24 protein-coding genes are annotated in these 25457 nt (G+C 31.3%); 14 read left to right on the top strand and 10 right to left on the bottom strand.

The features are described from left to right. Positions 1–3 precede the first annotated feature (3 nt). The 8 genes from FHK87_RS17855 to ruvX all read right to left on the bottom strand — a co-directional run bounded on the left by FHK87_RS17855 (position 4) and on the right by ruvX (position 8574). Positions 4–948, bottom strand: a complete 945-nt coding sequence (locus FHK87_RS17855; RefSeq protein ID WP_140595128.1) for an NAD(P)H-dependent flavin oxidoreductase — start codon at positions 946–948, stop codon at positions 4–6. A gap of 157 nt (positions 949–1105) precedes the next feature. Then, on the bottom strand, positions 1106–2293 hold the full coding sequence (gene mnmA, locus FHK87_RS17850) for a tRNA 2-thiouridine(34) synthase MnmA (RefSeq protein WP_140595127.1): 1188 nt from the start codon (positions 2291–2293) through the stop codon (positions 1106–1108). 122 nt (positions 2294–2415) lie between these two features. After that, on the bottom strand, positions 2416–3051 hold the full coding sequence (locus FHK87_RS17845; RefSeq protein ID WP_226294308.1) for a toxin-antitoxin system YwqK family antitoxin: 636 nt from the start codon (positions 3049–3051) through the stop codon (positions 2416–2418). A gap of 191 nt (positions 3052–3242) precedes the next feature. Then, entirely contained in the window at positions 3243–5132 is a 1890-nt protein-coding gene (gene yidC / locus FHK87_RS17840; RefSeq protein ID WP_140595125.1) for a membrane protein insertase YidC, read from the bottom strand. Positions 5133–5221: 89 nt separating this feature from the next. Next, positions 5222–6862, bottom strand: coding sequence for a CTP synthase (locus FHK87_RS17835; protein ID WP_140595124.1), 1641 nt, complete (start codon positions 6860–6862; stop codon positions 5222–5224). A gap of 166 nt (positions 6863–7028) precedes the next feature. Then, positions 7029–7451 (bottom strand): DUF5606 family protein, encoded by a 423-nt coding sequence (locus tag FHK87_RS17830; RefSeq protein WP_140595123.1) that lies wholly within the window; start codon positions 7449–7451, stop codon positions 7029–7031. Positions 7452–7540: 89 nt separating this feature from the next. Next, the gene (def, locus tag FHK87_RS17825) at positions 7541–8131 is read right to left on the bottom strand and encodes a peptide deformylase (RefSeq protein ID WP_140595122.1); all 591 of its coding nucleotides are present in this window, start codon (positions 8129–8131) and stop codon (positions 7541–7543) included. A 32-nt stretch (positions 8132–8163) separates the two neighbouring features. Then, positions 8164–8574 (bottom strand): Holliday junction resolvase RuvX, encoded by a 411-nt coding sequence (ruvX, locus tag FHK87_RS17820; protein ID WP_140595121.1) that lies wholly within the window; start codon positions 8572–8574, stop codon positions 8164–8166. Between the two features lie 132 nt (positions 8575–8706). Here ruvX and FHK87_RS17815 point away from each other — a divergent pair, with 132 nt between their 5' ends. From FHK87_RS17815 to FHK87_RS17805, 3 genes are all read left to right on the top strand, one after another. After that, a complete protein-coding gene (locus tag FHK87_RS17815; RefSeq protein WP_140595120.1) occupies positions 8707–9522 on the top strand; it encodes a 2,3,4,5-tetrahydropyridine-2,6-dicarboxylate N-succinyltransferase in 816 nt (271 codons plus the stop codon). Between the two features lie 77 nt (positions 9523–9599). Then, entirely contained in the window at positions 9600–10664 is a 1065-nt protein-coding gene (locus FHK87_RS17810; protein WP_140595119.1) for a glycosyltransferase family 9 protein, read from the top strand. A gap of 97 nt (positions 10665–10761) precedes the next feature. After that, complete coding sequence (locus FHK87_RS17805) at positions 10762–11562, top strand: glycosyltransferase family 2 protein (RefSeq protein WP_226294307.1); 801 nt, start codon at positions 10762–10764, stop codon at positions 11560–11562. Here FHK87_RS17805 and FHK87_RS17800 read toward each other — a convergent pair. Continuing rightward, complete coding sequence (locus FHK87_RS17800; protein ID WP_140595117.1) at positions 11537–12334, bottom strand: lipopolysaccharide kinase InaA family protein; 798 nt, start codon at positions 12332–12334, stop codon at positions 11537–11539. The two genes, FHK87_RS17805 and FHK87_RS17800, sit on opposite strands and share 26 nt — an antisense overlap. A gap of 237 nt (positions 12335–12571) precedes the next feature. Here FHK87_RS17800 and FHK87_RS17795 point away from each other — a divergent pair, with 237 nt between their 5' ends. The 9 genes from FHK87_RS17795 to FHK87_RS17755 all read left to right on the top strand — a co-directional run bounded on the left by FHK87_RS17795 (position 12572) and on the right by FHK87_RS17755 (position 22141). Then, positions 12572–13516: a glycosyltransferase family 2 protein gene (locus tag FHK87_RS17795; protein ID WP_140595116.1), complete on the top strand. Its 945-nt coding sequence runs from the start codon at positions 12572–12574 to the stop codon at positions 13514–13516. A gap of 88 nt (positions 13517–13604) precedes the next feature. Beyond that, the gene (locus FHK87_RS17790) at positions 13605–14384 is read left to right on the top strand and encodes a hypothetical protein (protein WP_140595115.1); all 780 of its coding nucleotides are present in this window, start codon (positions 13605–13607) and stop codon (positions 14382–14384) included. Positions 14385–14526: 142 nt separating this feature from the next. Continuing rightward, positions 14527–15711 carry a glycosyltransferase family 4 protein gene (locus FHK87_RS17785; protein ID WP_140595114.1) on the top strand — a complete coding sequence of 395 codons (1185 nt, stop codon included), beginning with the start codon at positions 14527–14529 and terminating at the stop codon, positions 15709–15711. After that, complete coding sequence (locus FHK87_RS17780) at positions 15704–16273, top strand: L-threonylcarbamoyladenylate synthase (RefSeq protein ID WP_140595113.1); 570 nt, start codon at positions 15704–15706, stop codon at positions 16271–16273. The genes FHK87_RS17785 and FHK87_RS17780 overlap by 8 nt, the downstream gene beginning before the upstream one ends. Positions 16274–16281: 8 nt before the next feature. Continuing rightward, positions 16282–17706, top strand: coding sequence for a CCA tRNA nucleotidyltransferase (locus FHK87_RS17775; RefSeq protein ID WP_140595112.1), 1425 nt, complete (start codon positions 16282–16284; stop codon positions 17704–17706). A 175-nt stretch (positions 17707–17881) separates the two neighbouring features. Beyond that, positions 17882–18898, top strand: coding sequence for a COX15/CtaA family protein (locus FHK87_RS17770; RefSeq protein ID WP_140595111.1), 1017 nt, complete (start codon positions 17882–17884; stop codon positions 18896–18898). Between the two features lie 43 nt (positions 18899–18941). Further along, positions 18942–19457 (top strand): plasmid pRiA4b ORF-3 family protein, encoded by a 516-nt coding sequence (locus tag FHK87_RS17765; protein ID WP_140595110.1) that lies wholly within the window; start codon positions 18942–18944, stop codon positions 19455–19457. A gap of 75 nt (positions 19458–19532) precedes the next feature. Further along, entirely contained in the window at positions 19533–20591 is a 1059-nt protein-coding gene (locus FHK87_RS17760) for a nucleoid-associated protein (protein ID WP_140595109.1), read from the top strand. 557 nt (positions 20592–21148) lie between these two features. Continuing rightward, positions 21149–22141 (top strand): hypothetical protein, encoded by a 993-nt coding sequence (locus FHK87_RS17755; RefSeq protein WP_140595108.1) that lies wholly within the window; start codon positions 21149–21151, stop codon positions 22139–22141. A gap of 250 nt (positions 22142–22391) precedes the next feature. Here the strand turns inward: FHK87_RS17755 and FHK87_RS17750 are convergent, their stop codons facing one another. Then, positions 22392–23459, bottom strand: coding sequence for a hypothetical protein (locus tag FHK87_RS17750; RefSeq protein ID WP_140595107.1), 1068 nt, complete (start codon positions 23457–23459; stop codon positions 22392–22394). A 229-nt stretch (positions 23460–23688) separates the two neighbouring features. On the opposite strand from FHK87_RS17750, the gene FHK87_RS17745 reads away from it, so the two are divergent. Together FHK87_RS17745 and FHK87_RS17740 are read left to right on the top strand one after the other, a co-directional pair. Further along, on the top strand, positions 23689–24588 hold the full coding sequence (locus tag FHK87_RS17745) for an ABC transporter ATP-binding protein (protein ID WP_140595106.1): 900 nt from the start codon (positions 23689–23691) through the stop codon (positions 24586–24588). Positions 24589–24592: 4 nt separating this feature from the next. Beyond that, the gene (locus FHK87_RS17740; protein ID WP_140595105.1) at positions 24593–25429 is read left to right on the top strand and encodes an ABC transporter permease; all 837 of its coding nucleotides are present in this window, start codon (positions 24593–24595) and stop codon (positions 25427–25429) included. The last annotated feature ends 28 nt before the right edge of the window (positions 25430–25457 follow it).

The raw sequence follows: 25457 nt of genomic DNA, 5'->3' as shown, positions 1-25457 counted from the left end.
TTATTATATCGAGAGTTGTTCCATTTTACTTTTGGTTACTACAAACTCATCTATCATATCTTTTACAATCACAGCTGCCGGTTTAATATCATGTATTAATCCGGATACTTGTCCGATTTCTAACTCTCCTTCTTCAAGATCACCTTCAAACATGCCTCGTTTTGCCCTTGCTCTTCCTAATAACTCCTTTAAATCATCAATGGTAGGGCTTTGAGTATACAGATTTGCAACATCATTATAAAATTTATTTTTGAGCATTCGCACTGGTGCTAATTCTTTGAGAGTAAGCTGCGTATCTCCTTCTTTTGCTTGTACTACCATATTTTTGAAATCGATATGAGAAGAAGCCTCTTCACTAGCTACAAAACGGCTTCCTACCTGTACACCATCTGCTCCCAATGCCATTACCGCATACATTGCTGAGCCTGTTGCTATGCCTCCTGCTGCGATAAGTGGTATTTTTATATGTTCTTTTACCATTGGAATTAAAGCCAGCGTCGTGGTTTCATCTCTACCGTTATGACCTCCTGCTTCAAATCCCTCTGCAACAATAGCATCTACTCCGGCATCTTGAGCTTTCAAAGCAAACTTAAGACTACTTACTACATGAACTACAGTAATCCCTCGCTCTTTTAGGTACTTTGTATATGTTTTTGGATTTCCAGCCGATGTAAATACGATCTTTACTTCTTCTTCTATTATAATTTTTATAATTTCTTCCAGGTTGGGATACAACATTGGTATATTTACTCCAAATGGTTTGTCTGTAGCTTTTTTACATTTTTGTATATGTTCTCTTAACACATCGGGATACATTGATCCTGATCCGATAAGTCCTAACCCACCTGCATTACTGACAGCACTAGCAAGTTTCCAACCACTAGCCCATATCATTCCACCTTGTATTATTGGGTATTTTATATTAAATAAAGTTTTAACTGTATTCATTCGTTTATTTCTTTGTTCGTAAGTAAATATATAACGCTTCACAAAGCTAATCTAAATTAAAATATAAATCTGATCAATGTACTAATCTTATCAAAAAAACACTCCTGCTGAACAGCAGGAGTATATGAATAAAGTTATGTCATTATTTACATGACTTCTAAGAAATCACTCCGGAACCGATTAATTCATCATCCTGATACCAAGCTACAAATTGTCCTTCTGTGATTGCACTTTGATCGTTTTCAAAAACTACATATATACCTGAATCGATTTGATACAATTTTGCCTTTTCTAAAGGCTGGCGATAACGAATTCTTGCCATCACTTCAAGTTCTTCATCTATCTCAATTTTGAGGTCATCTCTTACCCAATGTAGCTCTTCATTTGTTATGAATAACGCTTTTCTATATAAACCAGGGTGATGTTTACCTTGCCCTGTATAAATTGTGTTGGTTTCAACATCTGTTTCGATCACAAACAAAGGTTCTGGTGTTCCACCAACCGCTAGGCCTTTTCGTTGTCCTTTGGTATAGTAGTGTGCTCCCTGATGTTTTCCTACTACTTTACCATACTCTACTGCATATTTATATTTTGTAGACAAAAATTCTAATTCTTCTTGTTTAGAACTAAAATTGGGTATTTCACGCAGATACATTTCTTCAGAAGATGGTATTTCTATAATATCTCCTTCCTTTGGTTGTAATTTCTGTTGAAGAAACTCTGGCAAACGAACTTTTCCAATAAAACATAATCCTTGAGAATCCTTTTTGTCTGCGGTAACAAGATTTTGCTTTGCAGCAATTTCTCTAACTTCAGGTTTTAATAATTCACCAACCGGAAATAATGTTTTTGCCAATTGTTCTTGTGACAATTGACATAAAAAATATGATTGATCTTTATTTTGATCCTTACCCGCCAATAATCTATGTATTTCTTTGCCATCTTCGATTATTGTCTCTTTTCTACAATAATGCCCAGTAGCAACATAATCTGCACCAAGTGACAGCGCAATTTTTAAAAACACATCAAATTTAATCTCTCGATTACACAATACATCAGGATTAGGTGTTCTACCTTTCTCATATTCGTTAAACATGTAATCTACAATACGTTCTTTATATTGCTCACTAAGATCAACAGTTTGAAATGGTATTCCTAATTTTTCTGCAACCAATAATGCATCATTACTATCATCAAGCCAAGGGCATTCATCAGAAATAGTAACCGAATCATCATGCCAATTCTTCATAAATAATCCAATTACTTCATACCCTTGTTCTTTGAGTAAATATGCAGCTACGCTAGAATCTACTCCTCCAGACAATCCTACAATTACTCTTTTCATCAAAAATCCTTTCTTTTAAATTTTGTAATTCTTTTGCAAAAATACTAAATAAAAAAAGCAACACTAATGTATTGCTTTATGAGTTTTACTTATTGTGATATTGTATTAATTGATACTATAGTTTACCCATTATTTAATGGGAATATTTTTTGTTCTGATAATTTTCCATCTTTGTAATATTTCCAAAGCCCATCTTTTCTATCTCTCTTATAATTACCTTCTATCAATAATTTACCTTCAGGATCAAAATATTTGACAGGACCATGCAAGACTCCATTTTCATACAAAAACTCTTTCATAACTACACCTGTCTCTGAGTATATGAATCGTTTTCCATTACGTTTCCCATTGATGTAATTATTCTTTTCTGTCAGTTGTCCATTCTGAAAATAAGTAAGCTGTTCGCCATTCAATTTACCCGCTTCATAGTTTTCTGTCATCATTATTTTATTAGAACCCTTATGATAGTATTTCCACAATCCAACACGATCTCTACCGACCATCTTTCCTTCACTGATTACTTTTCCTTTCTGTGTAAAATACTTCAAACGAACAGTATCATTTTGTTTTGAAAAAGTTTTTATTGCCGTAGGAAATTTATCGCTATTGGGTTTATAAAATTTAAATTCTCCTACTTCTTTGCCATGATCAAAAGTTCCTTCATAACGAAGTTGATCGGTATCTTCATATTTTTTTTGCCATTTACCATGTCTTTTACCATTGGCATCAAATTGATTATATTTTTGTGCCGTTGCCAAAAAACATGTGTAAAACAGAACAAAGAATAAAGAGAAACTACGCATAGTAATTTAAATAATAATAATTTAGGGTATTATTTCAACGTATGTTATTTTCAAAAATTATACCAATTAAAAGATAATCAAATCTAAAAAAAGTTACTAATATCACAAAAAAAGCCCCTAAAAAGGGGCTCATTATTTTTTGTGAATTACTTCTTTTTAGCTTTTTGTTGTTGCTCTGCCTGCTCCATGAGCTCTTTCATTTTCTTTTGAAATTTACCTTGTTTTTTAGGTTTTTTCTTATTCTCTTGAATTTTTGCATGAATTTTATCTTCATTAATAATTACTTTTTTAATAACTAACATTATTCCTATCGTAATTAAATTAGAGATAAAATAATAGAGCGATAATCCACTAGCATAGTTGTTGAAGAAAAAGAGCATCATTAATGGCGACAAGTACATGATAAACTTCATATTAGGCATTCCCGGTTGTGGAGCCTGCATTGTTTGTCCTGTTGTCATTGTCATGTAAATGAATATTGCTACAGAAGCTAATATTGGAAACAGACTGATATGATCTCCATAAAATGGGATTTCAAAAGGTAACTGTGCTATAGTATCATAACTTGACAAATCATCTGCCCATAAAAAACTTTTTTGTCTTAACTCAAAAGCACTTGGGAAGAAATTGAATAAAGCATAAAACACCGGAATTTGCATTAATGCCGGTAGACAACCACTCATAGGATTTACTCCAGCCTTACCATAAAGAGCCATTGTTTCTTGCTGTCTCTTCATTGCATTATCCTTATATTTTTCATTGATTTCTGTAATCTCGGGGCGCAAAACTTTCATTTTTGCTTGAGATACGTAAGATTTATAAGTAACAGGAGAAAGTACAATACGTACTATTATCGTCATAACAATAATTGCAATACCGTATGGCAAAAAGCCACTTAAGAAACCAAAGAAAGGAATAAATAAATATCTGTTTATCCATCCAAAGATTCCCCATCCTAGCGGCACTATTTCATCAAGATTTCGCTTATAAGAGTTCAGAATTTTATAATCTGTTGGACCATAATACCAATCCATTGCATAACTAAGTTCTCCTCCTTGCAATGCTAAAGGTATCGTAGCAGAAAACTCTTTGGTCACTTTTATATCCTTATCAGCAAGATCACTTGAATTGGCTACATTTTTAGATGTAAGTGAAGCTGTTTTAAAAGGAGTATCTGTTAGTAATATTGATGTAAAAAAGTGTTGTTCAAAAGCAATCCAAGTTACATCTTCTGCCTCATCATCTGTAAAATCTCCTTGTCCCAAATAATCATCTTTACCTCCTTCATATTCAAAAGACAGTTCTGTATATCTGTTTTCGTAAGCAGCACTTTTGGCATGTCTTATTCCTTGTAATTTCCAATCTAATGTTGGTGCATGATTGGCACTAAATACTTGTTGTAAACCTTGAGACCTAATCGTAAAATCTACCATATAATCATTAGGTTTCATTTCATATCTGTATTCTAAGAACTGAGAAGAAGACGTTTTTAACTTCATCGACAAAACAGTGTTCTCTCCATTTTTGGAAACAGTAGGCTCAAAAAATAAATCTTTAGTATTAATGGTCCTGTTATCTGTAGTACCAAAATTCAGGTTAAAAGATGAATTTTTACCATCTTTTATTAAATACATTGGAATAGAGTCATATGTTTTGAAATTTTTTAGCTGCGCTTCAACAACATGTCCTCCTCTATTACTTACTTTTAAGCGTAACACCTCATTCTCTATAGTCGTAGTTCCTTCTTTTGCCGATGACAAACTAGATGAATACGCAAATGCTCCTAGTTGAGATTTTGCTTTTTGTAATGCTAACGAATCTTGAGGATTTACAGCAGTAACATTATTTTCATCAACAATAAAATCTTTGTTCTCTTTATTTTCTTTTTTCTCTTGAGCTTCAGCTTGTTCTTTTTTGGCTTTTTCTGCTTCTATTTCTTCAGGAGTTGGCTGATTTAAATAAAACATCCAAACAATAATTCCAAAAATAAGCGCAAACCCTATTATCGAATTGAGATCAAATTTTTTTTCTTCCATGTATTTATGTATAAAAAGCCTTATCTTAAATGTATTAGAAAGGCTTTTAAAGTTATTTTTTATTTAATTGTCAATTATCTAGCCAATCATCATCCTTGTGACACTTTGGCACTTTTATTGTTTTTTGAGTATTCTACAGCTGCTTTTACAAAGGCGATAAATAAAGGATGTGGATTCGCAACAGTACTCTTATATTCTGGATGATATTGTACCCCAACAAACCAAGGATGATCAGGGATCTCTATGATTTCTACCAAACCGGTTTTGGGATTGATTCCTGTCGTTTTGAGACCTGCATTTTCTAACTGCTCTTTGTACTTATTATTATATTCATAGCGATGACGATGACGCTCCGCTATAAGTCTTTTTCCATAAGCATCAAAAACCTTACTTCCTTCACTCAACTCACAATCCCAAGATCCTAATCTCATCGTTCCACCCATATCTGTAATATTTTTTTGCTCTTCCATCAAATTAATTACAGGATGAGAGGCATTCTCGTTTACTTCTAGAGAACATGCATCTTCAAGACCTAATACATTGCGAGAGTATTCTATCACAGCCATTTGCATTCCCAGACAAATTCCAAAAAACGGAAGATTATTTTCTCGGGCAAACTGTACTGCTTTTATTTTTCCTTCTATACCTCTTTCTCCAAAACCGGGAGCTACCAAAATACCATCTAAATGTGCAATCTGTTTTGCAATAGTCTCATTTGTAATGAATTCTGAATGAATGCTTACTACATTAACTTTTACTTCATTTTCTGCTCCAGCATGAATAAACGCTTCTAATATTGATTTATAAGAATCTTGTAATTCTACATATTTACCAATAAGTCCAATAGTAACTTGATGTTTGGGATTTCTATGTCTTTGTAAAAAATCGTTCCATTTTTCCAGATCAGGAACATTATCCATCCTCAGCACTAATTGTTGTAAAACCACTCGATCTAACCCTTCTTCTAACATGAGATTTGGAACATCATAAATAGTAGATGCATCAATAGACTGAATCACAGCTTCTTGTTTAACATTACAAAATAATGCTAGTTTTCGTCTCAAATCATCAGATAATTCATGCTCTGTTCTACAAACAAGAATATCTGCTTTGATACCACTTTCCATCAATGTTTTAACACTATGTTGAGTCGGTTTTGTTTTTAATTCTCCTGCTGCAGACAGGTAAGGAATAAGAGTAAGATGAATTACCAGTGCATTGGTATCTCCAAGTTCCCATTTTAATTGACGAACAGCTTCTATGTAGGGTAATGATTCTATATCTCCTACTGTTCCTCCAATTTCAGTAATTACAATATCGTAATTACCGCTTTTTCCAAGGATTTGTATTCGTTCTTTTATTTCATTTGTGATGTGAGGAACTACTTGAACTGTTTTTCCTAAAAACTCTCCTCTACGTTCTTTTTCGATTACACTCTTATATATACGTCCTGTTGTAACGTTATTTGCTTGAGAGGTATTTGTGTTTAAAAAACGTTCGTAATGACCAAGATCAAGGTCTGTCTCTGCCCCATCATCGGTTACATAGCATTCTCCATGTTCATAAGGATTTAAAGTTCCCGGATCTACATTAATATAAGGATCCAGTTTTTGAATTGTAACTCTATATCCTCGCGCTTGTAGTAGTTTAGCCAAAGAGGCAGCGATAATCCCTTTTCCTAAAGAAGAAGACACACCTCCGGTTACAAAAACATATTTGGTATTAGCCATGTACACTAAGTATTAGTAAGATTGTATTCTAAATTTTGCGCAAAAGTACAAAACAAGTCATAAGTATAGTCATCAAATTAAAATTAATCTGAGATTTTAGAATAGTATTTTTTATCCTTAAAAAACTCAGAGCTAATGTTTTGAAAAACAGACAATACTGTACTCTTTATTCTTCTTCCTCTCCTGCTTCTTGATCTTTTGGATCAGAGAAGTCTGTTAATCCTTTGGATTGTAAAATATTGTACCACTGAAAAACTTTTTTCATATCACTCACATATACTCGATCTTCATCATAATCAGGTAATATCTCACTAAAATAAGATTCTAGTTTATTTTTAGATTCTTTGTGATTAATAGCTTGTCCTCCATTTTCTTTTTCGAATATTTTACTGAATATTTCTCGTAAAGGAACTTCTTCTGAAAATGTATAAATAGCAATTTCACTAAGTACACTAACATTATGCCTCATGCTTACCGATAGTTTTTTTCCATCTAATAAAGATTCTGCTAAAAACCCACTTCTAGTTTGTGTTTTCAGCTCGTATAAACCCGGTTTACCTGAAATTGCAAGTATTTTATCTAAACTCATATATTTTAATTTCAAAGTTGGCAAATATCTACAGTTCGTTTTAAAAATCAAACATTAATTTGCACAAATTATTTTGTTCAAAAATCGACTTATCTTGTTTTTTTCTGTAAAGGAAAACGCATTCTATAATCAGGATTGATCTTACCTTTTGATATGTTTGCTAATTTTCCTTTGATTAAACGTTTTTTAAGACTAGATAGTTTATCTGTAAATAAAATACCTTCTATATGATCATATTCATGTTGAATAACTCTAGCTGATAAACCATCATATACTTCTGTATATTCTTCAAAGTTTTCATCAAAATAATGGATTTTGATTGTTTCATTTCTGAATACATCTTCTCTAATATCAGGAATACTTAAACAACCTTCTGTAAAAGCCCATTCTTCTCCAGTCTCTTCTACAATGGTAGGATTAATAAAAACTTTTTTAAATCCTTTAAGCTTTTGTTGCTCTTCTTCTGATAACTCTTCATCTTCAGAAAAAGGCTCTGCATCTACTATGAACAATCGAATCGGAAGACCAATTTGTGGAGCAGCCAAACCAACACCATGAGCATTATACATAGTTTCAAACATATTCTCTATCAGCTCAGATAAGTTTTTATATTCTTTATCTATATTTTTTGCTTTCTTTTTTAATACCGGATCTCCGTATGCTACAATGGGAAATATCATGAAATGATTTTTTATTACTTAATTGTTATTTTTTATCGATTATACAAATAATCTTGTAGTATAATCGTAGCACTGATTTGATCTACCAATGCTTTATTTTGTCTTTTCTTTTTTGAAATACCGCTGGCAATCATCGTATTAAAAGCTATTTTTGAAGTAAAACGCTCATCAATTCTTTTTACAGGAATATCAGGAATCGTTTTACCAAGTTTTTCCAGAAAAAGCTGAATTAACTTTTCGCTTTCTGAAGATTCGCCATGTAATCTTTTGGGTTCACCAATAATGAACAATTCTACTTCTTCTTCTGAAACATAAGCTTTTAACCACTCTAATAATTTTTGAGTATCAATAGTGGTTAATCCAGAAGCAATGATTTGAGATTCGTCTGTAACTGCAATCCCACATCGCTTACCTCCATAATCTATTGCTAAAATACGTGCCATATATTTTTTTGCAAAAATATGACAATATTATAAAACGAACATATTTATTAAAGGTTTACTAAAACAGGATTTATCCATATTCTTTATTCTTTTTAATATGGAAGCTATTATATTTGAAAAAAATTTAATTTGATGAACCAGCTAAAAGAAATCATAGAAAAGGCATGGAAAGACAGAAGCCTTTTAAAAGAAACTGATACTCAAAATGCAATACGTGAAGTTGTAAACCTACTAGATGTTGGCGAATTAAGAGTAGCAGAACCTCTATCAGATGGGTGGCAGGTAAATGAATGGGTAAAAAAAGGAGTTGTTTTGTATTTTCCTATTCAGAAAATGGAAACTTTAGAAGCAGGAATATTTGAATATCATGATAAAATTCCATTAAAAAAAGGATATGAAGAAAAAGGAATCAGAGTAGTTCCGAACGCAGTTGCAAGACATGGTGCGTATATCTCGCCAGGCACTATATTAATGCCTAGCTATGTAAATATAGGAGCTTATGTTGATGAAGGAACTATGGTAGATACCTGGGCTACTGTAGGTAGTTGTGCACAAATAGGAAAAAATGTTCATCTAAGCGGAGGTGTTGGTATTGGTGGAGTACTTGAACCATTACAAGCAGCGCCTGTTATTATAGAAGATAATGCATTTATTGGTTCTAGATGTATTGTAGTTGAAGGAGTTCGTGTTGAAAAAGAAGCTGTTTTAGGCGCTAATGTTGTACTGACAGCCTCAACTAAGATTATAGATGTTACAGGAGATACCCCTGTAGAAAGAAAAGGCGTTGTACCGGCAGGATCTGTTGTTATTCCGGGAAGCTATACAAAACAATTTTCAGCGGGAGCTTATAATGTTCCATGTGCATTGATCATAGGGAAACGTAAAGAAAGTACTGATAAGAAGACTTCTCTTAACGATGCTCTTAGAGAATATGATGTTGCTGTTTAAGATTTACAAAAGCTAAAGAAGAACTAAGCTTACTTTTACATAAATAAGTAGGCTTAGTATTTATTATTCTAGCAACTATGAAAATTCTAGTAATTCAACAAAAAATGATTGGTGATGTACTTACAAGTACTGTCATTTGTGAGGTATTGCGCAAAGAATACCCCAATGCTACTATAGATTTTTTGGTGAATTCTAATACCAAACCCGTTATTCTTGAAAATCCATTTTTTGATCGCATCATAGAATTCAAAAATGAACATCGAGATAGCAAAAAGTCTTTATTCAAATTTCTTTTACAAATCCGAAATACAAAATATGACTATGTTATAGATGTCTATGGCAAATTAGAAAGTAACCTTATCTCTTTGTTTTCTGGAGCAAAGAAAAGAGTATCTTTTTATAAATGGTATACTCAATTTGCATATACAAAAACTATTAAAAGACATTCTGATCCCATTACTAATGCCAGTACTGCAATAGAAAATCGTTTACGCCTGATTTTGCCCGAACATAGAATTGCGTCAGAAATTCGTAAACCGAAAATATATCTAACAAAAGAAGAAAAAGCGAAAGCCAAAGAATTTTTAGAATCAAATGGAATCACTTCTAAAAAACCATTAATAATGATTAGTGTACTTGGAAGTGAAATGAGAAAAACACTTCCGTTTGATTATATGGCAAAGTTAATCGATGAAATTGTTACGTTGACAGACGCAGAAATTCTCTTTAATTATATTCCTAATCAAGAAAAGGACGCTAGGGCTATTTATAATTTAACAATACCTAAAACACAAAGAAACATTCATTTTGATGTTTTTGCAAAAAGTCTCCGGGGGTTTATTGCTACTTTACATCATTGCGATATTTTAATTGGTAATGAAGGAGGAGCCGTAAATATGGCAAAAGCCTTGGATATTCCTACATTTACTATTTTCTCTCCTTGGATTATCAAAAAAGATTGGAATATGTTTGAGGATGGTATTAAAAACGACTCAATTCATTTAGCTGATGTCAAACCAGAATTATATAAATCAAAATCAATAAAAGAAATAAAAGAAAAATCTATTAAATTATACCAAGAATTTTCTTCGGAGTTAATTATTCCAAAACTTAAAAGTTACTTGAATCAACTTTTACAATAATGAATTTTAGAATTCATTAAACCAATTAAAACTTTAAACATTTATTTAACTAACCGCAACTATATTAGTTTAAGAAAACTATAAAAAATAGTTATTTTTGCGCAAAGTTAAGCTTAAAACACAATCAACAATGGTAAAGCTCTCTGGAGTTATCATCACTTTTAACGAAGAACGAAAAATTGAAACATGCTTAGCATCTCTCAAGGGTGTTGTTGATGAGATTGTCGTTGTCGATTCTTACTCTACTGATCGCACAGAAGAGATTTGCAAAAAATATAACGTAAAATTTGTACAGCAAGAATTTCTTGGTTACAGAGAACAAAAAAACTTTGCTATTACTCAGGCAACATATGATCACATCATTTCTTTGGATGGAGATGAAGCCTTATCTCCTGAATTACAAGAATCGCTGATTAAGCTTAAATCAAATTGGAAACATGACGGGTATTACATGAACCGTTACAATAATTTTTGCGGTCAATGGATCAAACATTCTGATTGGTATCCAGACAAGAAACTAAGAGCTTTTATTAAAGGTAAAGGTGAATGGAGAGGTATAAACCCTCATGACTCTTACAAACTTTACGATTCTAAAAACTATAAAAGAATCAAAGGGGATATTTTACACTGGAATTACCCTACCTATAGCGCATATAACTCACAAATCGAAAAATTTTCTTCCATATCTGCCAAATCTTACTTTGAACTTGGCAAAAAAGCTACTTTGTGGAAAATTTTATTTAATCCCTCATGGGCATTCTTTAAAGCTTATTTTTTGAGATTAGGTTTTCTAGATGGATTAAATGGGTTTATTATCTGTCTTCAAACTGCTAACCTAACTTTCTTAAAGTATATAAAATTAAGAGAATTAATTAAATCGGAGAATCAGAAATCATAGTCTTATATTTCTTTTTCCAAAAGAATATTCTTTTCTTAACTCTTATTTTTCTATAATATTTATGTTGAAACTTCTTAGTTGACTCCCACATAAGAGTAAAAATCTTCTTTTCGCTTTCTGTCGTACACCTCGCATATTCACTACTCATTACTCTAATCATAGACTCATGGATAGTTAACCGAGAAAAATTCTTAACTCGCTTTTCAAAACTAAGCTCACCAAATTCCATGCGATTAAGATCTACCAGATAAAAATCATAACCTTCTTCTCTTCTTTTAATTAAAGTATTGCCAGGAGAATGATCTAAAAAATTAACACCATTTCTATGTAACGTATAGGTAAACCTCGTAAAGGCCCTTAAAATATCCTCATGATCTTTAATACTAAAGTCAGTAGTAAGTTCTCTATAGGTAAGGTCACAATCTACAAGCTCACTTATGTAATAGCTTTTTTTAAATAAAAAGGAGGTAGTATTCAACTCATAAGCAACAGGAAATGGAGTTCCTATTCCCAAATCTATAAGCTTATTTGCATATATATACGAACGCTCTGCCTTTGATTTTCTAAAAAAGCGATATGCAATTTGATTGATGATATTAGGAATTTTAAAGGACTTAATGGCATACTTCTTATCTTCAATCTCTATAATTTTGATCACATTGCGCTCTGCATCACCTAAAATCTCAGGAATTTCTTCAAAATTAGCTATCGCTTTCTTAATCTGAGATGCGATTGAGGCATAAGAGGGGTGTATAATAAACTGATTTGACATAAATCAAAAAATAATAGACAAAGGTAAGTATTTGAGATTTTCTAAGGTAGTATCTTTTCTGTAAAATTCTTTAATTAGAAATCCGTTACTTTGCAACATTATTAATTATAGTAAAATAAAGAAAATCTAGGATTTAATTCTTTTACTATACGTAATTTTAAAAATTGATGTTTCGCAAAAATAACTAGATAAAAAATTGTTGCGAATCTCAACACTGGACCCTAATAATCAAACAATATGGTAGATGTAAGTTGTATTATTATTAACTTCAACACTTCAAAATATACAATTGATTGTATTGACTCTATACTTAAAAATTCAACAAAACAACTTTCTATAGAAATTGTTGTTGTAGACAATGCTTCAGAAATTAATGATTTCAAAAATCTGAAACGTCATATAAATGATTTAAATGGTCAAGTTAGACTGGTTAGAAGTAAACAAAATATCGGATTCGGAGCAGGAAACATGCTTGGTGTTCAGTATTGCGAAGCCTGCAAATATTATGCTTTTATAAATAACGACACATTGCAAGTAAGTGATAATTGTCTTTATGAATTAAAATCTTTTATGGAAAATCATCCAGATGTAGCAGTATGTTCTCCTCAAATGTTGGATGAAGACAAAAATTTTAGAGTGACTATTGATCATTTTTCTTCTATACAGAGAGAGATACTACGACGACCTCTTTTAGAATTTTTATTCCCTAAAACATATTTAGATAGAAAAAAACGTTATGACACCCCTACAAAAGTACATTACATTCAAGGGTCGTTTATGTTTATAGACGCAAAAGATTTTAATCAAATTGGAGGTTTTGACACAAATTTATTTTTGTATTACGAAGAATCGGATGTTTGTAGAAGACTCTTAAAAGAAAAGAAAAAATACACTTATTTGATTCCTGAATTAGAATATATACATTATAAAGGTGCAAGTACTTCAAAAAATATTTTAATAAAGATAGAGCAAAAACTATCTCTGTTATATTACATTCGTAAACATTATGGATGGTTTCAACATAAAATATTGCTATTCTATTATATTTTTAGATATTTCTTTACCTCTATTATAAAACCAAAATACTGGAAACTCTTCTTCATTCTTTTAGGAGGTGCGCCTATATCTAAATCTTTAAAACAAAGACAAAAGATTAATCAATTACAGTCGGAAACTATATAAACATTCGATTGTAAAACTTAAAGACAGATAACAAAACGTACTATTATACTTTTATTAAATCAATGATCTATCAAAATAAAAACACAAAATGAATAGCCCAAATAATTCTCCAAAGATTGCATTTGTTACTGGTTATGTTGGATTAAAATTTAGCGCGCCTATTCCTAAAAAACCACCTCATTATGACGGCTATTTTATCACAAATAATAAATGGGTATACAACAGACTCAAATTAACGAACTGGACTCCCATATTTATTGACAACACAATAGAAAAATTATTCTATGCTCCATCAGAAGATTTAGTCAAAACCTTTAAAAACATAAAAAACGCTGACAAAATCACAAAACAATATGTGTTTACGACAGCATGTAAACCATTAAAATTATACCCTCAAAAATTCATCCAAAAATCATATGATTATGTTGTATGGTTCGATAATAAATTTAATATAAATACAAAAGGAACTATACAGACAATAAAAAATTGGGATTCAAAAATTGCCATGATGCTCCATAGGCATCCTTTTGTAAACAACATCAATGGAGAATTTAAAGAGTCTATGTATCAAGAAAGATATATAATTGACAAAGAAAGTTATCTCAAGTATATTGAGAAAAATGTATCACAAGGGTTATCTGCCGAACATCATAATCATTTTCAATGTGGGTATTTACTTTATAACATGAATCATCCAGACACTATGCAGATACAAGAAACATGGCATAAACATATCAAAGAATGTGGTATCAATGACCAAATATCATTTAATTTTGTTGCCCAATTATTTAGCGAAGTTATAACAGAATATATGTATGACATAGAGGAACCAAAAACTTCATTCCTTAAAAGAATATTTAAAAAATAACACTAATCATTAACATTCTACAATTGTAAAAATTAATCTTTTATTAAATAAAGGTCAAAAAAAAGCCTTTACATAATTTTTTTTGATCACTACGTTATATTTAAATAACTTTAACATATTTTTGCAACAAATACCCCAATTAATGAAAAAAGAAAATATAACCGTAGGTTATTTATCTTCTAAAAACCCTAAAGACAGAAGATCTTGGTCGGGTACTCACTATAGAATGCTTTGTGCTTTAGAAAAGGAATTTGATAATATCGAAATTATAGCACCTCTTCGATTACATTTTTCGCTAAGCTTTTTTCTTAAACTGAAAAATTTTGGAAATAAAATCTTATATAAAAAAAAGTACAATAAAGCACATTGCAAACTGAGAAGTAAATATTATGCAAATATTATAAGTAAACGCATAAAAGGAAAAAATATTGATGTGCTTTTTGCTCCTGTTGGATGTGTAGAAATAGCCTATTTAGAAACCGACATTCCTATATGCTATCTATCTGATACTACTTTTAATCAAATAAAAGGATATTATGGCTCTTTTTCAGGAATTTCTCAAAAATCAATTGAAGAAGCTAACCTTATAGAACAAAGATCTATAGACAACTCACATGTACAGGTTTTTTCGTCAGATTGGGCTGCAAATTATGCCAAAGAATACTATAAAGCAAAAAAGCCTATCGTAATAAAATTTGGTGCTAATATTGACGCTCCTCCTCCAAAACAAGATATTGTCAAAGATTATAATGGTAACATCAATATTCTTTTTCTAGGTGTAGATTGGGAAAGAAAAGGAGGTGATATTGTTTTGGATACAATCAAAAAATTAGAAAAGAAACATCATAATTTTCATCTTACTGTATGCGGGTGTACTCCCCCTGAGAAACACCCTAAAATGACTGTAATTCCTTTTTTGAATAAAAATAAAAAAGAGGATCGCACCGTTTTTAATCAATTATTATCCGAGAGCCATATTTTATTTGTTCCTACACGGGCAGATTGCACACCAATAGTTTTTTGTGAAGCAAATGCATATGGAATGCCGGTAATTACAACCGATACAGGTGGTGTCACTTCTGTTATTGAACAAGGAGTAAATGGGTATGCATTGCCTAAAGATGCCGAAGCCGAAGAATATGCCGAAAAAATAAGTTATCTTCTAAACAATGTAGAAACTCTTAAAAAATTATCAATTTCTTCTCGAAATCAATTTGAAAAGGAATTAAATTGGGATATTTGGGGCTCAAAAATGAAAAAGTTATTTGAAAACTTTGTTTTAGACAGTCAACATTTAAAGAATAAAAAAAAGGAATCATATGCCTAATGAAGATGTAGAAATCAATAAAACACTGGATGTACTAAAAAAAGGAGGAATTATCCTTTATCCTACAGATACTGTTTGGGGCATCGGTTGTGATGCTACTAATGCAGATGCGATTGACAAAATATTTCAACTCAAAAAACGTCACGAAAGCAAATCGATGATATGTCTGGTAAGTGATTTTAAAATGCTTCAACAGTATGTAGAAGAAGTTCCTGAGGTTGCTTATGATATTTTGAAATACGCCAATAAACCAACTACTATTATCTACGATAGGCCACTAAGGGTTGCAGAAAATATAATAGCCGAAGATAATACATTAGGAATACGAGTTGCCAGAGACCCTTTTTGTGGAAAACTTATCAGAAAATTCAAAAGACCAATAGTTTCAACTTCTGCAAATATTAGTGGAATGCCAACCCCAAAAAACTTTAAAGAAATTACGCAACCCATTTTGGAAGGCGTAGACTATGTCGTAAATTTGCATTCATATAATAAAGGTACAAAACCATCATCAATAATTAAGATTGGATCAGATAGTACCGTTAAGATTATAAGGAAGTAAATCAATACATGTCTGAAGCAAAAAATTACAAAGAAGCACTACAACACCCCATTTTTAAAACCATAACAAAAGCATCTCAGAATCTTCAACTGGAGTGTTATGTAATTGGTGGCTTCGTAAGAGATCATATTTTAAATAGAGGAAACGCAAAAGACATTGATATCGTTGCCGTAGGCAGTGGTATCGAGCTTGCCAAAGAAGTTTCAAGACTTCTTCCCAATAATCCAAAAGTGCAGGTATTTAAAACCTATGGCACAGCAATGCTTAAGACAGAAACTATCGAAGTAGAATTTGTAGGAGCTCGTAAAGAATCATATACCAGAGATAGTAGAAACCCCATTGTAGAAAATGGAACACTAGAAGATGATCAAAACAGAAGAGATTTTACGATCAATGCTTTAGCACTTTCTCTGTCAGAAGATACTCTTGGTAATTTGTTAGACCCTTTTAATGGTCTAGAAGATCTCAAATCAAAAATTATAAAAACTCCTCTGTCTCCTGGTATCACATATTCTGATGATCCTTTGAGAATGATGAGAGCGATACGATTTGCCACGCAATTAGGATTTAAAATAGAAACTTCATCCCTAAAAGCTATTGCAGAACATCGAGATCGTATTAAGATTATCACCAAAGAACGAATCGTAGAAGAACTTCATAAAATTCTACTAAGCGATACACCATCTATTGGATTCAAACTTTTAGAAACAACCGACTTATTACAACATATATTGCCCGAACTGATCGCATTAAAAGGTATTGATGAAGTCGAAGGGCAAAGACATAAAGATAACTTCTATCACACTCTAGAAGTGGTAGATAATATTGCTGAAAACACAGACGATCTATGGCTCAGATGGGCAGCCTTATTGCATGATATTGGAAAAGCACCAACCAAACGTTTTAGTAAAAAAGTAGGTTGGACCTTTCATGGACACGAGTTTGTAGGCTCTAAAATGGTTTTTAAACTTTTTAAACGCTTAAAGATGCCTTTGAACGAAAAAATGAAATTTGTTCAAAAAATGGTACTCATGAGTTCCCGCCCTATTGTCATAGCATCAGACGTTACAGACTCAGCAGTACGAAGATTAGTGTTTGATGCAGGAGATTTTATTGAAGAGTTAATGACACTATGCGAAGCCGATATTACTACAAAAAATCCAAAGCGCTTTAAAAAATATCATAACAATTTTAAAATTGTTAGACAAAAAATGGTCGAAGTAGAAGAAAGAGACAAAATTCGCAACTTTCAGCCTCCTGTAACGGGAGAAGAAATCATGAATACTTTTAATATTCAGCCTTCTAGAGAAATCGGAATCATTAAAGAAGCAATAAAAGAGGCTATTTTAGAAGGAGAAATCCCAAACGAACACGAAGCTGCTTACGATTTTATGATAAAAAAAGGAAAAGAATTAGGATTAAAAAATAACTAATGTATTATAGTTAAAGCATTTGTCGGATTCAAACTTCGAACATAAATAAGCTAAAAAATTATGCTACTTTAATACAGTATAGTAACACCAAAAAAAGAAAAATTGCTGATCAAAACTTAAAAATTCGTTAGTGTACGATTTTTTGAGTTAGTATTTACATTTAAATAAAAATTGTATGAAAAAGGATAATAAAAAAGTGGTCTATTGGCTGCTTACAGGTTGTGCGCTTATTTTTATAATGGTTATTGTCGGTGGAATTACAAGGCTAACGCATTCGGGTTTATCAATTTCCAATTACAAACTCATATCAGGAACCATTCCTCCTATGAATGAGCAAGAATGGAATGAAGCTTTTGATCTGTATAAACAATATCCCGAATACCAAAAAATAAATAATCAGTTTACCTTAGAAGATTTTAAAGATATTTATTTCTGGGAGTGGATACATCGAGTAATAGGACGGTTTATCGGTATTGTATTCATCATTCCCTTTATTTATTTTTTGATTAGAAAACAACTCACCAAAGAGACAATCAAAAAATGCATCATTCTTATGTTCATGGGTAGCTTTCAAGGCTTTCTAGGTTGGTTTATGGTAAAAAGTGGATTAGTTGACAGACCAGATGTAAGTCACTATCGGTTAGCGATGCATCTCACTACCGCATTTATCACCTTTGCTTATACATTTTGGGTAGCTTTAGATTTAATATATCCAAATAGACATCAAGTGAATATCAAATTTAGAAATCTTATGCGATGGGGGATTGTGATATTAATTTTTCAAATTATTTATGGTGCGTTTGTAGCGGGATTAGATGCCGGTTTTTTACATAATCATTGGCCATTGATGAATGACGGAGCTCTCGTACACGAATCTGTATACATCGAGCAATCCCCGATAATCAAAAATTTTATTGAAGGTAAAAGTGGTGTACAATTTGTACATAGATACCTTGCCTATATAGTAGTCGGAGTCATCATTTTTATCTGGTACAAAGGTCGAAAATTAGTTACTAATGCATTACAATTGAACTCTCTGAATATTCTTATTACTATAGTTTTTATTCAGTTTTTATTAGGGATTTTCACTTTAATTTATCGAGTTCCCATTACCTTAGGAGTATTACATCAGGTTGTAGCATTCATCCTTTTGGGAGCAATGACATTTTCGCTACACCGTTTTAGCAAATAACAATCGATTTTATAGTAACTTTGCTCTTACAAAAATACCATATATGATTTACCGTTTTAGAATCATTTTAGATACAGAAGAAGACGTATTTAGAGATATAGAGATAGAACAAGAAGCTACTTTAGAGCAGTTTCATAATGTGATTACACAATCTTTCGGTTTTGATGGCACTGAGATGGCCTCATTTTACATAAGTGATGATCAGTGGAATCAAGGCGAAGAAATTTCTTTGTTTGATATGAGTGATGGCAGTCAACCTGTTAGACTCATGACAGAAACAAGATTAAATGATGTTGTGCATGAAGCATCTCCAAAGCTCATTTATGTATATGACTTTTTAAATATGTGGACATTTCTTGTTGAGCTTGCAGAAATAGCAGACTATGAAAATGGCAGAGAATATCCAAATGTGATGTACGTGCATGGGCAATTACCGGATGAAGCTCCAAATAAAGAATTTAAAGCAGATGACTTAGACGACTATTCCAAAGATCCAAATGATGACTTCATGGGTCTTGATGAATATGACGATCTTGGATTTAATGAAAACTGGAATTAAGATAAATCACTAGAAGCCTAACCTTTACTAACACCTACAAATTAGTTATTTAACAGCTTTTGAAACAAAAAAATCATGATCAATTTATACAGCACTCAGATAGAATCATTATCTGTTCATAAAATCGGTAATAAGAGTAGAAATGAAAACATATTTTTATCAGACGCTCCATATACACTTAATGATGAACTTACAGCATTATTAAAAGAATTTTTCTTTAAGCCCTTTAGAGAAAAAGAAGAAAATTACTTTCAGTTTGCAAACGAGGTAGATGTAGAATTTAATCCTCTGTATAAAATTGTTACCGAAATTTTTGATCATCCGGCTTCTATACATGAAAAATCAAAACGAATTGCTTCATTATTATATGAACAATCACAACACCCACATATCAAAAGTGGAGAAGTGTATGTGACTTATCTGGATAACGTAACCATAGATAATGAAAAAGTAGATGCTATCGGGATATTCAAATCTGAATTAAAGCATGACTTTCTTCAATTTGAAGAAAATGGAACTATTTTGGAACTCTTAGTACAACAAGGAATCAACCTCAACAAATTAGATAAAGGATGTTTAGTCTTTAATCATAAAAAAGAAGAAGGTTACAAAGTGCTCTCTGTAGATTCTAATAAATATGATACTAAATATTGGTTGGAACATTTTTTAGGTGTTGAAGCTTTTGCTGACGAAAATTTTTATACCAAAAAATACATGAAGTTCTGTCAGGACTTTGCAAAAGACGTGGTTCTGCCTGCAGAAGACAAGAAAGAGGAAGTGATGTTTATGAACCGTGCTGTAAATCACTTTGCCAAAAATGATGAATTTGAAGAAACGGCTTTTCTAAACGATGTAATTGATAATCCTGATTTAATTCCCGAATTTAAACATTATAAAGAAGAAAAAGCTCCTAAATATCAAATAGAAGATCTTACTAATTTTCCTATTGCAAATGGAGCTGTGACAGCTGCTCGCAAAAAAATAAAAAATGTAATTAGTCTTGATACTAATGTGCAAATCAAAATGGATTTTATCAATCCGGAGTCTGCCGAAAAATTCGTAGAAAAAGGTTGGGACGAAGAAAAGCAAATGTATTACTATCTTGTCTATTTTAATAAAGAACAGAAAGACTAAACTCATTAAAAATAGATAAAATCATTGTTTCAAGATTATACATAATAACACTGTAATCCATATATGTTTTAATCTGATTTCCTTTCAGAAAACAACTAAAATGTTACAATTACTGTTTACAATGAATACCAAAATAGATTTTGGTGACCTTTCTCGGAAAATCAACTAAATTAAATACAGCAACCCCAATAAAGGTATATTTATCATTTTATGTAAAAATAATTGCGTAAAAAACCGACATAACAAATTCAGAAGAAAATCTGTAGCATATAAGATTTGCTATGAATCAGGTTATTATTTTCACATTTTGTTACTACAGGCCTACTAAAAATTGAATCACTTCAAAAGTAAAATTTAAAGCTAATTTGTAACCGTATTTATTAGGAAAGAATTGAATCATTTTTAAATGATCAATAAAATAAATTTTTAAGAATTGTTGTGGTAGGGTCTAAAGTAACAAGATCGTTTTATATATAGTAAATGGGTTTACTTTTAAAGTATTTATTTTCAGCCTCATTAAATGATATAGCGGTTGATAAAAATTAAAATCAATAAAAATGACACGTATTAAAGCCTTTAAATCACTTTTATTTATCTTGTTTATTTCAATACTTTCCTCTTGTAATTCTGATGACAACTCTGTTTCAGAAGGCAACGACCAAACTTCTCAAGAAACAATAACTACCAAAGAAAGATTAGTTGGAGAGTGGAAGTTAATAAGCAGTACTATTGACAATAAAAATATTTCACCATCTGAGTTTGAATGTTTAAAAAATTCAATAGCTACTTTTACTCAAGATGACACTTATGAATTAACTTTTTTAAAACTAGGAAATAATTCTACAAATCTTTGTTCTCAAACCAGTATTCAATCCGGAACCTATACCGTTATTGGGTTAAATAGTGTTACTTTTTTTAACTCTACTTCTGAAATCAAGTTAATTGACAACACCTTACAAATTACTTCCAAAATTACCGATGATAATGAGGAAAAAGATCAAATCGATATTTTTATCAGAAGTGACAATACAGAACTAGAGGAATCATCAGCAGAAGAAACAAATGATCTTGAAACAGATGAATCAGAAACAGATGATAATAATGAAGAGAATAATACTTTTGATGGAACAGAAGTAATTAAAAATATATTAGGAAAGTGGAAAATTGAATCCAACCAAGATTGCTTTCAAAAAAATACAATAGAGTTTAAACTCCAAAATGCTTTTGAATTTATCCAACATAAGAAAACATTTACAAGAAGAGATTTGTTAAATTATAATATAGGTATGAGTTATCCTTTACCAGAAAATATTGAAGCAGAAGTTACTAAAGGAAGTGATATAGTGGTTTTTGATACTAATGCCGAATGTCAATTTATCAAAACGAGTAATCTAGAATATGTTGTAAAAGACGAAAAAACCGTAGTTCTAAAAAATATCCCTGGAATCAGACTTATATTAGAAGATAATAACACCATTAAGCTTGTATATACATTTAACGACAGTAATTCTAATGAGCAAGTCAAAGAATTTGTTTATAAAAAACTATAAAACTAGTTTATGAGTATTATAAAAAATTGGAGGCTTCACCTCCAATTTTTTATTTATCTAAATCCAATTTGTTACTAGTTTTCTGGTAAATTTGTTTTGAAATCAGAATTAAACCCCATATCAAACTTGTACGTTTGTATTTGACAACCTTTTTCATTCCCCAAATTCTGTATGCAGTTGCAGTAGCTTCCATATTTTTCTGAAAGAAATAGTCATCCTCTAGATTTTGTTTGTAATGACTAAAATCAAATCACCCTTCCATTAAACGTTTCATATTTACATTTTCATAATTTCTTCGCACAAAATCCATTGCTGTTTTCAATACTTCTCCCATAGATTCGCTGCGTCTAAAATTAAGGTCCAATGTAAAATTATATAAATGTTCTCTTAGTTCTTTTAGATTCTTTGTGGTAGAAATACGATCTCGACACATACAATTAATCAATGTTTCATATCTCGATCTAGAATTGAGAATTCGTTTTGCCAAAATGGATCGCTCTTCTTTTTTGTATTGTTCAATCGAATTAGGCTGTAGTTTCTTCATCACAATAGCAACCATATCAAAATTCTCTTTAAAAAACTGAGGTTGATATACTTTTAGTTTGCCTTCATAACACTGCTGATCAAAATCAATAGCTCTAATTTTATATTCTACATGGTCAAAATCATGTATAGGAATAATCACATAATTATATGAACGCATATCCCCCAACAATCTCATCTGGCAACGTTCATTAAACTTCACAAACTCTTTTGCAATCTGTGATTTGGCTTGGTCACTTAAATCAGGTAAAAAATCTTTGATAAATACGTCACCAGGAATTCCTGCAATATGTTCTTCTATCAATGTATTTTTATATACCAAAAAATTAATCCTGTTCGGAGAAAACATGTGCTCTAATTCTAAACCATAAATTCTGGAAGCATCTGCTTTTTTCACATAAATATAGGTGTAGTTATCATTCAGGATATTTCTGACTTTGATTCTAAAAGGTTTAGAATTTCCAAAGGTGCAATAATCGATAGCATCTATATTCAAAAACTCTATAGCATCCTCATTACCGTCAGAATGTAATATTGTATATACTTTTTTTAGACTGGATTCTATCTCTGGCCGTTCATGTTCTTCATAATAAACTCGTACCCACAATGTATCTTCGTCATTACTATCATATACCACTATAGATCCTGAGAATCTAAGTAAATCATCATACGAAACCGGTATTTTTATTTTTCTATTACACTCCTTCAAGTAAGCATCTAACTGATCATTAATAGGATACGTCGGTTTCTTTTTTGACATTAATTTTTCTTCCATACATCATGCTTTATGTATAGCAAGTTACAAATTCTAATCCCTAAATTAAAAAGAAGAGCATTATGTCTTTTGAGATCATCAGTATTCAAATGCAACAAACTTATTTTTATTCGTGTATTTAAAATTTATTCTACTATCTTTCAAATTCTTAACTATAGGAAATAAATAGTTTGTAACAAAAAATGGAGACTATCGTCTTGTATAATATAACAACCAAAAACAATTGCAATTGGAAAACATTCTTACGATTAATAACCTCACAAAAAAGTTTGGTGCTCTTACAGCAGTCAAAAACTTATCCTTTACGATAAAAAAAGGAAATGTCTACGGAATTCTGGGTCCAAACGGAAGTGGAAAATCTACAACTCTTGGGATCGTATTAAATGTAGTGAATAAAACCTCTGGAGATTTTACCTGGTTTGATGGCAACACCTCTACTCACGAAGCGTTGAAAAAAGTTGGAGCCATTATTGAACGCCCTAATTTTTATCCATACATGACCGCCTCACAAAACTTGAAATTGGTTTGCCAAATCAAAGGAGTTTCTGGTGCAAAAATCGATGAAAAACTAGAACTTGTAGGATTATTAGATCGTAAAGACAGTAAATTCAGAACCTTTTCATTAGGAATGAAACAACGATTAGCAATTGCTTCTGCCCTACTCAATGATCCTGAAATCCTTATCCTGGACGAGCCTACTAACGGTCTTGACCCACAAGGGATTCATCAAATTAGAGAGATCATAAAAAAAATTGCTGCTCGAGGCACTACTATATTACTTGCATCTCATCTACTTGACGAAGTTGAAAAAGTGTGTAGCCATGTCGTTATCATAAGACAAGGAGTAAAATTATATGCCGGGAGGGTAGATGAAATGAATGCCAGTCATGGTTTTTTTGAATTAAAAAGTAATCAAAATTCTATATTAAAAAAATGGCTTTCTGAAAATCAAAAGTTCAAAAATTATAAGGAAGAAGAGGATAAAATTATTGCATTTTTAGCACACGAACTGGATGCAGAAAGTTTAAACCAACAATTATTTAAAGAAGGAGTTGTACTTACTCACCTCGTAAAAAGAAAAGAAAGCCTCGAAGAACAATTCTTACAACTAACCGGTAACCAAAAATAGAATCATGCTTAGATTACTCAATATAGAATTTCAGAAATTACGTTATAATAAAGCAGCCAAAGTAATTACAATCACTTACTTTATATTATTCACTTTTATAGCATTAATTGCATCCATAGAATTTAATTTTTTGGGAGCACGGTTCAGAATCGCAGATCAAGGAATCTTTAACTTTCCGTATATCTGGCATTTTAATACATATATAGCAGCACTTGCCAAACTATTTTTAGCCATTGTGATTGTTTCTATGATGGCAAACGAATATAGTTATCGAACATTAAAACAAAACCTTATTGATGGCTTAAGCAAAAAAGAATTCATAGGATCAAAATTTATAATCGTTATTGTATTTGCTTTAGCCTCTACTCTATTTTTGTCTATCGTTTCAATGATTTTAGGATTAAGTTTTTCTGATTATAATGAATTTGGAATTATCACTACTGATTTAGAATATATATTAGCATATTTTATAAAACTCACCGGTTTCTTTTCGTTCTGCATGTTCTTAGGAGTTTTTGTAAAAAGATCTGCCTTTGCATTAGGTTTTCTATTTATATGGTGGTTATTTGAGAATATTGTATATGCCCTATTAAAATTTCAAATTTTCAAAGGAACGGATGTAGCAGAGAAAGTATCTCAGTTTTTTCCATTAGAATCAATGGATAACCTTATTAGTGAACCTTTTTCAAGGTTGAATTTTATACAGTCGGCAGCTAATCAATTAGGAGAAGGGTTTGATAAAGATTATTCAATACATTGGTATCAAATTCTAATCGTTATCATTTGGACTATCATATTTGTATATCTATCCTATGCATTACTCAAAAAGAGAGATTTGTAATTTAATTGGTACTGAATTACTAATAATG

The organism is Aquimarina algicola, assembly GCF_006443095.1.
GTDB lineage: Bacteria > Bacteroidota > Bacteroidia > Flavobacteriales > Flavobacteriaceae > Aquimarina > Aquimarina algicola.
Note: the sequence above shows the minus strand (reverse complement) of the source record. Positions and strands in the feature narration are given on the sequence as shown.

What these genes read in the sequence shown, in the direction of transcription:
- FHK87_RS17780 (WP_140595113.1), top strand. Translation starts at nt 15,704, where the DNA reads ATGCCTAATGAAGATGTAGAAATCAATAAAACACTGGATGTACTAAAA.
- FHK87_RS17770 (WP_140595111.1), top strand. Translation starts at nt 17,882, where the DNA reads ATGAAAAAGGATAATAAAAAAGTGGTCTATTGGCTGCTTACAGGTTGT.
- FHK87_RS17740 (WP_140595105.1), top strand. Translation starts at nt 24,593, where the DNA reads ATGCTTAGATTACTCAATATAGAATTTCAGAAATTACGTTATAATAAA.
- def (WP_140595122.1), bottom strand. Translation starts at nt 8,131, where the DNA reads ATGATATTTCCCATTGTAGCATACGGAGATCCGGTATTAAAAAAGAAA.
- FHK87_RS17855 (WP_140595128.1), bottom strand. Translation starts at nt 948, where the DNA reads ATGAATACAGTTAAAACTTTATTTAATATAAAATACCCAATAATACAA.
- FHK87_RS17765 (WP_140595110.1), top strand. Translation starts at nt 18,942, where the DNA reads ATGATTTACCGTTTTAGAATCATTTTAGATACAGAAGAAGACGTATTT.
- FHK87_RS17785 (WP_140595114.1), top strand. Translation starts at nt 14,527, where the DNA reads ATGAAAAAAGAAAATATAACCGTAGGTTATTTATCTTCTAAAAACCCT.
- FHK87_RS17815 (WP_140595120.1), top strand. Translation starts at nt 8,707, where the DNA reads ATGAACCAGCTAAAAGAAATCATAGAAAAGGCATGGAAAGACAGAAGC.
- FHK87_RS17835 (WP_140595124.1), bottom strand. Translation starts at nt 6,862, where the DNA reads ATGGCTAATACCAAATATGTTTTTGTAACCGGAGGTGTGTCTTCTTCT.
- FHK87_RS17755 (WP_140595108.1), top strand. Translation starts at nt 21,149, where the DNA reads ATGACACGTATTAAAGCCTTTAAATCACTTTTATTTATCTTGTTTATT.
- FHK87_RS17775 (WP_140595112.1), top strand. Translation starts at nt 16,282, where the DNA reads ATGTCTGAAGCAAAAAATTACAAAGAAGCACTACAACACCCCATTTTT.
- yidC (WP_140595125.1), bottom strand. Translation starts at nt 5,132, where the DNA reads ATGGAAGAAAAAAAATTTGATCTCAATTCGATAATAGGGTTTGCGCTT.
- mnmA (WP_140595127.1), bottom strand. Translation starts at nt 2,293, where the DNA reads ATGAAAAGAGTAATTGTAGGATTGTCTGGAGGAGTAGATTCTAGCGTA.
- FHK87_RS17830 (WP_140595123.1), bottom strand. Translation starts at nt 7,451, where the DNA reads ATGAGTTTAGATAAAATACTTGCAATTTCAGGTAAACCGGGTTTATAC.
- FHK87_RS17795 (WP_140595116.1), top strand. Translation starts at nt 12,572, where the DNA reads ATGGTAGATGTAAGTTGTATTATTATTAACTTCAACACTTCAAAATAT.
- FHK87_RS17800 (WP_140595117.1), bottom strand. Translation starts at nt 12,334, where the DNA reads ATGTCAAATCAGTTTATTATACACCCCTCTTATGCCTCAATCGCATCT.
- ruvX (WP_140595121.1), bottom strand. Translation starts at nt 8,574, where the DNA reads ATGGCACGTATTTTAGCAATAGATTATGGAGGTAAGCGATGTGGGATT.
- FHK87_RS17810 (WP_140595119.1), top strand. Translation starts at nt 9,600, where the DNA reads ATGAAAATTCTAGTAATTCAACAAAAAATGATTGGTGATGTACTTACA.
- FHK87_RS17750 (WP_140595107.1), bottom strand. Translation starts at nt 23,459, where the DNA reads ATGGAAGAAAAATTAATGTCAAAAAAGAAACCGACGTATCCTATTAAT.
- FHK87_RS17790 (WP_140595115.1), top strand. Translation starts at nt 13,605, where the DNA reads ATGAATAGCCCAAATAATTCTCCAAAGATTGCATTTGTTACTGGTTAT.
- FHK87_RS17760 (WP_140595109.1), top strand. Translation starts at nt 19,533, where the DNA reads ATGATCAATTTATACAGCACTCAGATAGAATCATTATCTGTTCATAAA.